Source organism: Candidatus Edwardsbacteria bacterium RifOxyA12_full_54_48, assembly GCA_001777915.1.
Classification (GTDB): domain Bacteria; phylum Edwardsbacteria; class AC1; order AC1; family EtOH8; genus UBA2226.
The window spans coordinates 89,918-103,315 of sequence record MFFN01000006.1; the positions used below are offsets into that span (position 1 = coordinate 89,918).

The following is a 13,398-nucleotide window of genomic DNA, read 5'->3' on the forward strand; positions in this document are numbered from 1 at the left end:
ATACCCATTTGTCGTTACCTCCTTGTTATGTTACAAGGGCCGAGCCTTTAATGACCCGGCCGCTCGTTGTTACCCTTTTTGGGATACCTCCCCGTATTTCAGAGATACAGGGAGGTCATTTGCCAGTTACCCTATGGAGCGGTAACGGTCGCGGCATCCAGGGTCACCGCTGACTGCACCAGCGCCCGTCCGGTAAATATTGAACCGGTTTCCATGCTCATCAGGGTCTGGCACAGCATGATCCCCTTGAGGTTGGCGGTCGTTCCCAGGGTCACTTGGCCGGCCACCTGCCAGAAGATGTTCTTGGCCTGGGCGCCTCCGCTCAGCGTAATGATGGCGCCGCTGCCGATGGTGAGATCCTGGGCTATCTGGAAGATCCAGACATCATTCACCCCGCCGCTGAGCGTGACCCCGGGGGCATTTACCAAAAGGCCGGTGCCCCACTTGTAAAGGCCCGGAACCAGGGTCAGCGAAGTGATATTCCCGGCTCCCAGTTCGGTGGCAGTGGGGTTGGTCCGTCCGGCGGCGTCGGTGTAAGCGGTTTCCAGATCGCTGATGGCTGTGGTCAGGTTGGCGGGAGTGGGCGGGTAGTAGTCGGAAGCGTAGACTTTCCCTCCAGTCACCAGAGTTGAGGTTGAAAATGTGTTCGAAACATCCATGATCAACCCGAACCCGGTGATATAGCTGGCGGCGGCCGGGCTCACGCCCATGTTGCCCACTACCGAGGCGGACCCGGTGGTCGAAATCCCCGTTTTTGACAGTAGCACGAAATTGCCGGCGGTGCCCAGGTCAACCGGCGGCGGTCCGGCCGTCCCCGCAGCGATGGTGGTGAAGCTCCACACTTTGGCAACAGCCATTGCATTGCCGGCCAGATCCTTGACCCCGGTGGTGACTGTGACCGTATAGGTGGTATTGTTGGCCAGGTCGCTGCCGGGATTAAGGGCGGCGGTGGTGGTGCTGGGAGAGGTCACCGCGCCGGATATAAGCGTGGTACCCTGTTTTAAGGTAATGGTGGAAGCGGTGATGGTCAACGGATTCATTGCTTCGCTGAAGGTGACGTAAATGTTGGCGTTGACCGCAACACCGGTGGCGGCATTGGCCGGGATGGTGGAGACCACTGTGGGCCTGGTGGTGTCCGCCGTTGTTCCGGTGGTAAATGTCCAGACATAGGTGCTGGCCATTGCATTGCCGGCCAGATCGGTGACCCCGGTGGTGATGGTGGCGGTATAGACGGTGCTGGCCGCCAGATTGGCTGCCGGGTTGAAGGTGGCGGTCGCGCCCAGGGAGGTCACCGCGCCGGAAATGACCGTGGTCCCCTGTTTTAAGGTAAAGGTGGCGGCGGTGATGGTGGCCGGGTTCATCGCTTCGCTGAAGGTGACGGCGATGTTGCCTCCCAGCGCCACGCCGGTGGCCAGATTCGCCGGAACGGTGGAACTGACGGTGGGCCTGGTGGTGTCCTCCGTTGTGCCGGTGGTAAATGTCCAGACATAGTTACTGGCCAGCGTATTGCCGTCCGGATCCTTGACCCCGGTGGTCAGCGTGGCCGTATAAACGGTGCTGGCGGTCAGGTTGCTGGTAGGATCAAAGGTGGCCGTGGCGCCTGCGGCAGCATAGGATACCGCTCCCGAAATGGCGGTTGCTCCCTGTTTTAAAGTAAAGGTGGCGGCGGTAATGGTAGCCGGGTCCAGGGCCTCGCTAAAGGCGGCTGTGATCTGCCGGTTGAGCAACACACCGGTGGCAAGGTTGGCCGGGTTGGTGGAATTCACCGCCGGCCTTGTGGTGTCGGCCGTTACGGCAACGGGGCTGGTGATCCTCTGCCCGCAGCCGTTGGTCGCCACACCCACGGCCATCGCAATAAGACTAAGCATTATTACGGTAATGACCTGCCGGGTGCCTGTTTTTTTCGACATGGTTTTATCTCCTATTTGGGGCGCAGTTTTAGCCCGGTGGGCTGACGGCTGTGCCTGGTTTCGCTCTTTATGAGCAGTTGGCGGGCCTTTTTTATATTTGATCATTCCCCGAGGTCTAAATCATTGAGGATTTTTATACCACTGGAGATTGTTCCTCTTGGGCAGCCTTTACTTTGGGGGGTTTGATGTGTCTGGCCGGCATTTCCAAATTGCGGGCCTTATATTCCTTTTCGGCCGCTTTCCTGATGATATACGCGTTGTCGTAGATAATGCCATAAAGCAAGTAAAACCCGTTATCGTCAGTATCGTTCACCATGCCTTGATCGGCCACTTGGACCATGTGCTCGACCATGTCAAGCACCACATCCAAATGCTCATTGATTTTAATTTTACCCATATTTAATCCTATCTAAGCCGGTTGTCAGCTTATAACCGGACCTCCCGAATTTCTGTCACAGGAGAGATCCATGATTGTCGTCTCTGGTACATAATGGCACATCACCATTAACAGGACGTACCGTCATTCCTGGTCGTGTCTATTTAATAAGCTACCTCAGCAGCACCAGCCGCCGGGTAAGGCTGTTTTCTTCATAATTCAACTGGTAAAAATAAACTCCGGCTGACAGCTTTCTTCCCTGGCTGTCGCTGCCTCTCCAGATAATGTTATAAGCCCCGCTTTGCTTTTGACCCTGCACCAGGGTGTTTACCTTCCGGCCGCAGATATCGTAAACATTAAGAGAGACATTGCCGGCCCGGGGGAGAACGTAACTGATGATCGCCGACCCCGAAACCGGGTTGGGCCGGCAGGGCATTAATTGCAGTTTATTGAGGGTCAATTCGCCGCTTACCGCCATCACCGGACCGTGCCAGGTTATCTGGCCGCTTAGATCCTTATCCCCCAGACGATAGTAGTAGGTGGAATTGGGAAGCACCAAAGTATCGGTGTAGCTGTATTGGCAGCCGAAGGGGGATCCTTCGGCCGATACAGATGTCAGCTTAAGAAAATCTTCGGCCTGGCCAAATGAACGCTCTATCAGCCATTCGTTATTGTTGATCTCACTGGCGGTCCGCCAGGTTAAAGTTATTCCCTTGCTTCCGCTCTGGCAGGCAAATTCCGACAGCTCTATTGCCAAGGGCACGGTAACTGCGTCCAATGTTACCGCGGTCTGGGCCAGGGCCCTGCCGCTTAAAGTTGCTCCGGTCATTATCACGATGGCCGTGGCATCAAGTATCGTTCCCTTGAATTGAGAGTAAGTTCCCAGGGTGGTCTGGCCGGCCACCTGCCAGAAAACATTGTGTGGTTGGGCGCTGCCTCTTAAATTAACGATGGCATAGCTGCCGACGTTGAGAGTTGTGCCTATCTGGAATATCCAGACATCTTCTGCGCCGCCCTCAAGAATCAGACTGTCGTTTATGATAACCCCGGTGGCCCATTTATAAATACCGGGGACCAGGGTCATTCCGCTGATATTCCCGGCGCCTAGTTCAGTAATATCCGGCGGTGTCCGCCCGGCAGCATTGGTGTATGCGGCTTCCATGGCGCTGACGGCCGCGGTCAGGTTGGCCGGAGTGGGGGCCTTATAATTGGCGGCATAGACATTCCCGGTCACCAAGGATGATGTCGAATAGGTGCTGTCGGCACTCATGGTAAGGGAGAATCCGGTTATGGCGCTGGCTGCTATCGGGCTCACTCCGATGGAACCATTAATAATGGTGGTTCCGGTGGTCGATATTCCGGATTTTGCCAGGATGGCAAAATTGCCGGCCGTTCCCAGGTCTACCGGCTGACTGTAGCCGTTGGTAATGCCCATTGCCAGGGCCGCCAGCCCCATGGTTATTGCGGCTATGATCGGCCGTCTTCCGGTTTTTGTTAACATGGTTTTACACTTCTTTCTTTTTGGGACGCAGTATGCGCTCGGCGGGCGGAGTGCTGTGCCTTGCCCCGCCGCTTATTAAAGCGGCGGGACGTTGTTTGATTATTTCCTTTGGCATATAAGAGATCCACCGGTAGGACGGGTTATTTCGGACACGGCCATGGCTGCCGTAATTCTCACGCCAGCTGAGGTTCTTATCTCAACAGCACCAGCCGCCGGGTAAGACTGGTCCCTTCATAATTCAACTGGTAAAAATAAATTCCGGCTGACAGCTTTCTTCCCTGGCTGTCGCTGCCTCTCCAGATAATGTTATACGCCCCGCTCTGCTTTTGACCCTGCACCAGGGTGCTTACCTTCCGGCCGCAGATATCGTAAACATTAAGCGAGACATTGCCGGCCCGGGGGAGAACGTAGCTGATGATCGCCGACCCCGAAACCGGGTTGGGCCGGCAGGGCATCAGTTGCAGTTTATTGAGGGTCAATTCGCCTCCGGTCGGCTGTTCTACCCCTGTGGTAATGGCCACGGCGTCCAATGTCACCGCGGTCTGGGCCAGGGCGCTGCCGTTCACTGTTGCGCCGGTCTGGATCACGATCGCCGTCATATCCAATATGGTTCCCTTGAAATCGGAGGACGTTCCCAGGGTGGTCTGGCCGGCCACCTGCCAGAAAATGTTTTTGGCCTGAGCGGCGCCGCCTAGGGTAACAATGGCGCTGTTGCCCACTCCCAGAGTTTGTGCTATCTGAAAGATCCAGACGTCATCCGCGCCGCCCGACAAGGTGACGCCGCCGTTTATCAGGACCGCGGAGCTCCAGTAATATGTGCCGGGGTAAATGGTCTGCCCGCTGAGGTCACCGGCGTGCAGTTCGGTGGAATCCGGAGTCAATCCGGCGGTGGTGGTATAGGCGGTTTGCATATCAAGGACAGCCGAGTCCAGGTATGCCGGCGTAGGAACCGTATAATCGGCCGCATATACTTTCCCAGTTACCAGGGGCGAGGTCGCAAAGGTACCCGAACTATCCAAGGTCAGGTCAAATGGTCCGGTTATGGAGCCAGCGGTGTTCGGGCTCACTCCGATATTTCCCATAATTTGGGTGCCGGCGGTGGTCGATATTCCGGTCTTGGCCAGGATCACAAAATTACCGGCCTTTCCCAGATCCACCGGCGTGGCGCCGTATCCATTGGTAATGCCCAGTACCATCGCAATAACCGCCATCGTTATTACGGTCATGGCCTGCCGTCTGACTGGTTTTGTTGACATAACTCTGCCTCTTTCTTTGGGGCACAGCGTTTGGCCGGTGTGGCCTGTGGGCGGTGCCTTGTCCCGCCCCCTTTTTGGGGGCGGGACCTTGTTAAAAGTTTCTTTTGACTGTTGATCCGTGGCTATTTTATTACCGTGACTTCCATCCTGCGGTTAAGGGCCCGGCCGGCCTTGGTGCTATTGGTGGCAACCGGGTAGTCCTCGCCGTAGCCAATATGCGTCAACCGGTCTGCGCTGATGCCATAGTCGGCTATCAGGGCATTGCGAACCACGTTGGCCCGGGCTTCGGATAGCTTCTGGTTATAGGCTTTGGTGCCAGGGCTGGAGGTATGCCCGCCGATCTCCACCCTTACTTCCGGGTTTTCTTTCAGGATCTTGGCAATGGATTCCAGAAGCTGCGCGGAATTGGGGCCGAGCTTGGCATTTCCAATGGTGAAATTAACGTCGGTAAAGACGAACTTGTCGCCGATCTTGACCAGGTATATGGTCTGCTTCGCAAGCGGCGCGCCGCCCATGGGGTGCAGGGTGAGGCTCTTGGGGTAATACCCGTCGGCTCCGGCCTGGACGTAGTACTCGCCCTGGTTCAACATGATGTTGAAGGCGCCCTTGAAGTCGGTCTTGGCGGACTGGAACTTGCCGGTGGAATCCTTGAAGGATATGGTGGCAACCACCGGACTGCCGGTTTTGTAGTCCATTACGTTGCCGGAGATTTCGCTGGGAGGAATGGGTTTGAGGGTCAGGGCGAAGTCCTGGATGGCCGGCACTTTCCTGTTCTTTTTTGTCAACTGGACCGCGGCGCTCCCCGGCAGGTACAGCTTGGCCTCGGCCCTGATCTCCACCGGAGCTTTTCCGATGACGACCCCTTCCAGCCGGTATTCGCCGGTCGGGTTGCTATTGGCGGCGATCCCTCCGGCCGATACGATGGCCAGGATCCCTTTGCCGGTCGACTTGTCAGTCACCTTGCCGGTGATGATCCCGGTGGCCGGAACCTTCGGGCCTATCTCCGCCTTGGGCGCATAGTGCAGGCCCAGGATGGCATGCCAGTGCTCGCCGCCGCGGAAGAATGGCAAAGCCTCACGGACGTCGGTCCGCAGGTTGTACTCGCCGCCCCCCGTGATGTTGAAGCCTGCGACATAGTACCTCAGGCCGAAGACCGCCCAGGTGGGGTTGTTCAATTCGTCGTATTCGATCAGCTCGCCGGTGGTGCTGCCGGGCTTGGGATACTTGGTGGTGTCCATCATGTATTCGGCGCTGAACCCGACATAGGGGGTCAGGTATCCCATGTCGTAGCTTAAACCGATGCCGAACGGCAGCGACATGTTCGGATAGATATTCACCTCCGTGCTGTCGGTGGCCGAGGCATGCATCTTGTCCAGCTTATAATACATGCCGGCGTTGAAGGTGATGCAGCCGCGGCCGTCTTGGCCGAAATGCCGGTCGGCCAGCATCCGGGCGTCGATGCCGCCATTGTAAACGTGGCCCGACGGCGCGATCTTGAAGGTGTCGGCCACGGTGGCGATGTCATAGCCGAAATAGGCGGCCAGCCACATCTTGTCTCCGGCCGGTATCGACATTTTCAAGCCCACCCGGGTGTTGCCCAGACCGCTGGGGTTATAGGTGTACTTGGTCCCGCCTATTTCAACGTAGCTGGAAGGCATCAGGTAGTTCGTGCCCGCTGACAGCTCGAACATGTCGTTGATGCTGAAGTAGCCGGAGGGCCTGATGGCCATGTCCATGGCCCCGTTTTTAAGGCTGGTGGCTGTGGAGTCGTCGTCCCATTTCCAGGCGTACAGATAGGCTCCGATCCCGAAGTTCATCGGGCCGGCGTTCTGGGCGCTGATGGTCCGGAACATCCCGCTGCTGCCCCAGATGGTTGGCGAGGCCGAGGCCATCCCGGCCGCCAGCGCCATCAGCGCTACTAATGCGATTAGACGTTTCATTTGGCTCTTTCCTTTTTTAGGTTGTTGTTTTTAGCCTGCGGGGGTTCTTTGCCCCCGCAGGCGCTGTTGCATTTATTGTTTTGGTGCCGGTTGCCGTTGTTTACCTTACCAGCACTAACCGCCTGGTGAGGCTGGTCCCTTCATAGTTAAGCCGGTAAATGTATACCCCGGACGAAACCTTTCTTCCCTGGCGGTCGTTGCCCCTCCAGGTAATGTTATAAGACCCGGCCGATTTTTGTCCCTGGGCCAGGGTGCTTACCAGCCGGCCGCGGATGTCGTAAATATTAAGCGAGATATTGCCGGACCGGGGAAGGGCATAGCTGATGGTTACCAGGCCCGAGCTTGGGTTGGGCCGGCAGGGCATCAATTGCAGCTTGCCGTAGGTCAGGAGGCCTTCTATCGGCTGTTCTACGCCGGTGGGTATGGTAAGGGTATTGCCTATCAATGTTACCTCGGTCTGGGCCAGCGCCCGGCCGTCCAAAGTTCCTCCGTCCTGCATCACGATCGCTGTATAGTCCAATATGTTACCCTTGAATTGAGTGGTTGATCCCAGGGTGGTCTGGTCGGCCACCTGCCAGAAGATGTTCTTGGCCAGAGCGCCGCCGCTTAAGTAAACAATGGCTCCGCTGCCCACGATAAGGGTTCCATCTATCTGGAATATCCAGACATCATTGGAGTCGCCGGTTAAAGTGACGCCCGGGGCGTTTATCAGGACCCCGGTGCTCCACTTATACAGGCCGCGGACCAGGGTCTTTCCGGTAAGGTTCCCGGCATGCAGTTCGGTAAAGTCCGGCAATGTCCGTCCGGCGGCGTCGGTGAACGCGGTTTCCATGTTGCTGACGGCCGTGCCCACGTAAGTCGGAGTAGGCGCCTTGTAGTCGGCGGCATATATCTTGCCGTCCACCAAGGTTGATGTCGAATATGCGCTATCGGCGGCCATAATTAAGCCAAACCCGGTTATAGCCGTCGCGGCGATTGGACTCACCCCCATATCTCCCACTATTTGGGTGGTTCCGGTGGTTGAAATTCCGGCTTTTGACAGGATCACGAAATTGCCGGCCAATCCCAGATCTACCGGAGTGCGATTGGTCGTCATGCCGGTGGTAAAGCTCCAGACATAGGCGCTATCCAGCGCGTTGCCGCCCAGATCGGTGGCCCCGGTCGTGATCGTGGCCGTGTAAACGGCGTTGGTATCAAGATTGTCGTAGGGCGCGAAAGTTGCCGTTTTAACACTATCAACATATGTCACCACACCCCTGATCGGTGTCAGCCCCTGTTTCACGGTGAATGTCAGGGTGTCAATTGTTAGGGAGTCCATGGACTCGCTGAAGGTGGCGGTGATCTTGGTGTAGATCGACACGTCAATGGTGGAATTCGGCGGATCGGTGGAGATCACCGTGGGCGGGATGCTGTCGTTGATGGTGAATACGCCATCGCTGGTATCCGCCGAGCTGTTGCCGGCGCTGTCGCGGGCGGTCACCTTGACCAGGGCAAAAGTGCTGGGGGTGTTGGGCACCATCCAGTTATAGCTGGTGTCGAGCCCGGTCCAGATCGGGTCCCAGTTGGCCCCGTTGTCGATGGAGTAGCTCACCTCACTCTCCGTCACGCCGACGTTGTCGCTTTGGCTCCAGACGATCAGGCGGCTGGAACCGATGTTCCAGGCCTCGCCGCCGTTGGGCGCAATCACGGTCACGGTCGGCGGTATGGTGTCCTGGGCGGTGGTGTCTACTGTGACTGGGGCGGTAAAGGCCACGGCGTCCAGGGTCACCGCGGTCTGGGCCAAAGCCCGGCCGTTAAAGGCCGCGCCGGTCATGATCACGATGGCAGTGGCGTCCAGTATGATGCCCTTGAAATCGGAGTATGTTCCCAGGGTGGTTTGGCCGGTCACCTGCCAGAAGATATTCTTGGGCTGGGCGCCCCCGGTAAGTTTGATCATGGCGCCGCTGCCCAGGGTTAGGGTTTGCGCTATCTGGAATACCCAGACGGCGTTGGAGTCTCCGTCCAGGGTCAGGGTATCGTTTATCAGTACTGTGGAGCTCCAAAAATAGGTGCCGGGGTAGAGTGTCTGCCCGCTGAGAATTCCAGAGTGCAGTTCGGTGGAATCCGGGGTGCGTCCGGCAGCTACTCCGTACGCGGTTACCATGTTGCCGATCGCCACTCCCAGCTCGGTCGGGGTTGGCTCCTTGTAATTGGCGGCATAGACCTTCTCGGTCACCAAAGATGACGTCGAATATGTGCTGTCGAGGCTCATCACCAGCCCGAATGGTCCGGTGATCGTACCTGCGGCGGCCGGACTTACTCCGATGTTTCCCGCAATTAAGCTGCCGGCAGTGGTTGAAATTCCAGACTCTGCCAGGATGGCGAAATTGCCGGCCGTTCCCAGATCTACCGGTGTGGCGCCGTAACCGTTGGTAACACACATTACCAGAGCCATAAGCGCAATGGACATTGCGGTTATGCCCTTCCTTCTGACTGTTTTGGTAAACATGACTCTGACTCCTCTTTGTATTAGTTTCTTTTTCTGTTGCTTGTTGCTCTGGGGCCTAAACATTTTTTCAAGTTAAATATCGCCTTGGTGATTTTTGTTGATCAGGCATAATATGCTTCCTTTCCTTTCTTCTATTTATAAAATTTATTGCTTAGCAGTCCTTTCGGAGCTTCATCGGCCGGTGATCCCGGCCATTGAATTGCAGCCCCCGTTAATTGCCGTTCTACTCCGGCAGCAGGGTTATTTCTATCCGCCGGTTCTTGCTGCGGCCGGAGGCCGTTTTATTGCTGGCCACCGGCTGGTATTCCGACAGGCCGATGACCTGCATCCGCTCCGGAGCGATGCCGACCTTCTCCTGAAGAAAACGGACCACATTTGCCGCCCGGGCCGTCGAAAGCTCCCAATTAGTGGGATATTGCTTCTGGAGACGGGTGTGTATCGGCACGTTATCGGTATGGCCCTCAACCCGGATGGTCTTGTTGCTGGTGTTTTTCAGGACATTGCCGACCCTTTCCAGCACTTTTATGCCCTCCGGCGTTAATTCGGCTTCACCCGATGGGAACAATATCTTGTCGACCATGCTTACCGACAAACGGTCGGCCAGCTGGGTGATCTTGATCTGGCCCTGCCCGATCTCATTCTTCATGTCCGCGGTCAGCTTTTCGTAAGTGCCTTTCAGCCGGGCGATCTCCTCCTCCTTTTTCAGGGAAATGACGGCTATCTTGGCCTCAAGTTCCCGCTCCAATTCCATCCTTTGCGCTTCCAGGGCATTGATCTGGAAGGTGAGGTCCGTGACTGTGTTGCGCGCAGCCTCAAGCTCGTTTCGGCCGTTAAAGTAAAAATAATACGAACTGCCGGCCAGCAGCATGACCAGAACTATCACCACGGCCAATATTGCTTTCATTTTGATACCTCGTTGATCGATCTTGGCGGTCTACAATGACCAGGATCGCATTTCTCCAATACCGGATATAAAAAGCCGGCGAAAGTTTCCATCGTCCTTATTTCCTCTTGGGGCTGAAGAACAGGCCGAAAAGCCCGGCCAGGGAAGCGACCGATCCGCCTATCAGCATCCAGACCGTTTTGTCGGTGGGCGAGCCGGTGAAAAATCTTGAGACATCAGAGCTGAAGGAATCCCCGGCCCTGACCCCCCAAACGATCAGCAAAATCCCTATGGCCAGCAGGGCAACCGAAAGACCTTTGTACATTTGTAATGCTCCTTAAAATATTACGGCGATCAAAGCGGCTTCGGGCCGCTTTAGGATAGGCAAAAGGCTATGGGTCGAACCGTTCGAAGGGGTATAATTAAACTGGGCCGTTATACTTCCGCCCGGTTTAAAAGAAATACCTGACCCCGATGCCGGCATCTATGCCAAAGCCCGTTGACGGCACCAGTTGGAGCGCGGGAACCAGTTCCAGAAACACGTCTATCGGCGTCCGGCGAGGCAGCCACAGAATGCCCAGCACCCCGCGGACGGCAGCCGAGTTCTTGTACCCGGCCCCGGTATTGATCCGTCCTCCGACCCCGTAATACAGGGGGAATCGTTCGCTTGAGCGAATGGCGTCGAATGAATGCCAGAGATGATCCATGTGGAAGTGGATCCGGCTCTCGCCGGTATAATAGCCGTCATACTTGGAGATCCGGTCCCCGCCCAACGACCATCCCAGGCCGAAATCCAGGGCAGTGCGGTTCGATGTCCACAGTTTGGCACTGAGTCCGGTCGGCTCGCCAATGATTATTCCCAGACCGAAGCGGCGTTCCTGGCTGCTGGCTCCGGTGGCGGTCAGAAACAGGACCAAGGTGATGGCGGCATAAAGAAACGATCTCATGGGGGGTTGCTCCCTTCGATGATGTTGTAGGTTACAGTATTTTGTTGCCGCGGATGATCCTTATCAGGACGGCAATGACGGCTATGACCAGAAGAATGTGGACCAAACCTCCCATGGTATGGGAAGTAACCAGCCCCAGCAACCACAAAACTACCATTATAGTGGCGATGATGAACAGCATGTTAGTTTCCTTTCATATTTTCGGTTTACAAAGTAATCTGAATTTTTGCCGCAATTTGACGGTCACCCAAATGCCCTGATTAACTGCGGTAGAATTGTCCAACATTGTTATATAGCAGCTTATTCCGTGCCACATCATCGGCGGGACAAAAGATACTCGGCTGGTGATATCCTATGCCGTTGAACGGGAGCAAGATAACTGCCTGTAAATTAATAAAATGGATGCCGGAACAGTTCCGGAAAGTGTATCATCTCCCCTAATGTTAATGAGACACTGTTCCCTATCCTTGCCAAATAAAAAAGGGCCCGTCCTGCCTATTTCGGCAAAACAGACCCTTTCCAAGGGGTATCTTTGGTTATTAGGACCCAGTATTGGTCATCGCTTCATATTATCTGTATCATTAACGCTTAATGACACACTTGAGTTAAATGAGACATTCGCCTTCACTTTTGAGTCAGGAACCGGTGGATGGTGGCCCGGCTTACCCCCAGGAGTTTGGCGGCTTTTAATTTATTTCCCTGGGTTTCTTCCAGGGCCGCATCCACTGTTTTGGAGTCAAGTTTTCCTTGGCGGTTCCTGCGTTTCTGGGGACGTTTATCGGTCGGGAAAATATTTATCGGCAGATATTGCGGGGAGATGGCCTTGCCCCGGCATTTGATCAGGGCAAATTGCAGGACGTTCTGCAGCTCCCTGACATTGCCGGGCCAATTATATTCCATCAGGATATCCAACACCTCGGGCGACAGGGAGACCTTTTCCTTATGGGATTCCTTGGATGACCATTCAAGATAGCTCTCGGCCAAAAGGGGGATGTCGTTAAGTCTTTCCCTCAACGGCGGCATGGTGATCGGCACCACGCACAGCCGGTAGAAAAGGTCTTCCCGGAACCTGCCGGCTTTGATCTCTTCGCGCAGGTCCTTGTTGGTGGCGCTGATCACCCGGACATCCACCTTCATCGTCTTTTCGGAGCCCACCGGCTCGAACTGGCCATTCTGCAGCACCCGCAGCAGCTTGACCTGCATGGCCTGGCTCAGATCGCCCACCTCGTCCAGGAAGATGGTGCCCCCGTCGGCCAGTTCAAACCGGCCCTTCTTGTCGCGAATGGCTCCGGTAAAAGATCCTTTGCAATGTCCGAATAATTCGCTTTCCAGCAGGCCGTCCGGCAGAGATCCGCAATTGACCGGAACGAAACGCTTATGGCGCCGCGGGCCTTCGTTATGCAGGGCCGAGGCCACCAGCTCCTTGCCAGTTCCGCTTTCCCCCTGGATCAGCACCTGGGCGCTGGATTCGGCCAGTTCCCGGATGGTGGCGTACAATTCCATCATTTTTTCGTCCTTGCCCACTATGCCGGCAAAGGAATGTTCTATCCGGAGCCGCTGGCGTAAATATGACAATTCGGTGATATCCTCCACCGTCAGCACCGCCATTCTCTTCCGTTCATATTCTATGGGCGCTGCGCTTAGGGAAAACAGCCGTTTATGGATATGGCCGTCTATAAAGAATTCAAAATTAGCCATGACCCGCTGTGTTTCCGCACCCGCTAAAGCCGCCAATACCGTGGTTCTGACCTGACAGTTGCTGCAGACATCAAGGGATCCGCATCCCTCCGGCGTTTCCTCGGCGTGGGTGCACCGCAGCATATCGCCCCAGCGGTGATTGACGATGGCGGTTTCCGGCAGGCCAAAAGTATGCTGGGCTGCCCCGTTGGCGGATCTTACAGTCAACTGGTCGTCCATTATCAGTATGGTGCAGGGAACGGCCTCAAAGATGGTGCGGAGCTTTTTCTCTGAGCTTTTTATCTCCATTTCCGCCTGCTTGCGTTCTATGGCATAGCGGATGCTTTTATCCAGAGGCACTACTTGCAGGCGACCCTTGGCAAAGTAATCCTGCGCTCCCTTAGTAAGCGCATCTATGCC

At 55.8% G+C, this 13,398-nt stretch carries 10 protein-coding genes; all 10 read right to left on the minus strand.

Translation table 11 applies throughout. From position 1 onward, the window contains the following. Positions 1–131: 131 nt before the first annotated feature. Positions 132–1,850, minus strand: coding sequence for a hypothetical protein (locus A2273_00410; GenBank protein OGF06710.1), 1,719 nt, complete (start codon positions 1,848–1,850; stop codon positions 132–134). A 193-nt stretch (positions 1,851–2,043) separates the two neighbouring features. Then, complete coding sequence (locus A2273_00415; GenBank protein ID OGF06711.1) at positions 2,044–2,307, minus strand: hypothetical protein; 264 nt, start codon at positions 2,305–2,307, stop codon at positions 2,044–2,046. Positions 2,308–2,458: 151 nt separating this feature from the next. Then, positions 2,459–3,742 (minus strand): hypothetical protein, encoded by a 1,284-nt coding sequence (locus A2273_00420; GenBank protein ID OGF06712.1) that lies wholly within the window; start codon positions 3,740–3,742, stop codon positions 2,459–2,461. A gap of 236 nt (positions 3,743–3,978) precedes the next feature. After that, on the minus strand, positions 3,979–4,983 hold the full coding sequence (locus tag A2273_00425) for a hypothetical protein (GenBank protein ID OGF06713.1): 1,005 nt from the start codon (positions 4,981–4,983) through the stop codon (positions 3,979–3,981). Between the two features lie 182 nt (positions 4,984–5,165). Further along, positions 5,166–6,953: a hypothetical protein gene (locus tag A2273_00430; protein ID OGF06714.1), complete on the minus strand. Its 1,788-nt coding sequence runs from the start codon at positions 6,951–6,953 to the stop codon at positions 5,166–5,168. Between the two features lie 130 nt (positions 6,954–7,083). Beyond that, positions 7,084–9,471 carry a hypothetical protein gene (locus tag A2273_00435; GenBank protein ID OGF06715.1) on the minus strand — a complete coding sequence of 796 codons (2,388 nt, stop codon included), beginning with the start codon at positions 9,469–9,471 and terminating at the stop codon, positions 7,084–7,086. A gap of 223 nt (positions 9,472–9,694) precedes the next feature. Beyond that, positions 9,695–10,375, minus strand: a complete 681-nt coding sequence (locus tag A2273_00440; GenBank protein OGF06716.1) for a hypothetical protein — start codon at positions 10,373–10,375, stop codon at positions 9,695–9,697. Positions 10,376–10,472: 97 nt separating this feature from the next. Continuing rightward, positions 10,473–10,679: a hypothetical protein gene (locus tag A2273_00445; protein OGF06717.1), complete on the minus strand. Its 207-nt coding sequence runs from the start codon at positions 10,677–10,679 to the stop codon at positions 10,473–10,475. Positions 10,680–10,806: 127 nt separating this feature from the next. After that, a complete protein-coding gene (locus A2273_00450) occupies positions 10,807–11,301 on the minus strand; it encodes a hypothetical protein (GenBank protein OGF06718.1) in 495 nt (164 codons plus the stop codon). A gap of 624 nt (positions 11,302–11,925) precedes the next feature. Further along, positions 11,926–13,287: a sigma-54-dependent Fis family transcriptional regulator gene (locus tag A2273_00455; protein ID OGF06949.1), complete on the minus strand. Its 1,362-nt coding sequence runs from the start codon at positions 13,285–13,287 to the stop codon at positions 11,926–11,928. Positions 13,288–13,398 lie beyond the last annotated feature (111 nt).

Coding starts and splice junctions, on each gene's coding strand:
- A2273_00435 (OGF06715.1), bottom strand. CDS start 9,471: ATGTTTACCAAAACAGTCAGAAGGAAGGGCATAACCGCAATGTCCATT.
- A2273_00455 (OGF06949.1), bottom strand. CDS start 13,287: ATGGAGATAAAAAGCTCAGAGAAAAAGCTCCGCACCATCTTTGAGGCC.
- A2273_00425 (OGF06713.1), bottom strand. CDS start 4,983: ATGGTACTGGGCATTACCAATGGATACGGCGCCACGCCGGTGGATCTG.
- A2273_00420 (OGF06712.1), bottom strand. CDS start 3,742: ATGGGGCTGGCGGCCCTGGCAATGGGCATTACCAACGGCTACAGTCAG.
- A2273_00445 (OGF06717.1), bottom strand. CDS start 10,679: ATGTACAAAGGTCTTTCGGTTGCCCTGCTGGCCATAGGGATTTTGCTG.
- A2273_00450 (OGF06718.1), bottom strand. CDS start 11,301: ATGAGATCGTTTCTTTATGCCGCCATCACCTTGGTCCTGTTTCTGACC.
- A2273_00430 (OGF06714.1), bottom strand. CDS start 6,953: ATGGCGCTGGCGGCCGGGATGGCCTCGGCCTCGCCAACCATCTGGGGC.
- A2273_00410 (OGF06710.1), bottom strand. CDS start 1,850: ATGGCCGTGGGTGTGGCGACCAACGGCTGCGGGCAGAGGATCACCAGC.
- A2273_00440 (OGF06716.1), bottom strand. CDS start 10,375: ATGAAAGCAATATTGGCCGTGGTGATAGTTCTGGTCATGCTGCTGGCC.
- A2273_00415 (OGF06711.1), bottom strand. CDS start 2,307: ATGGGTAAAATTAAAATCAATGAGCATTTGGATGTGGTGCTTGACATG.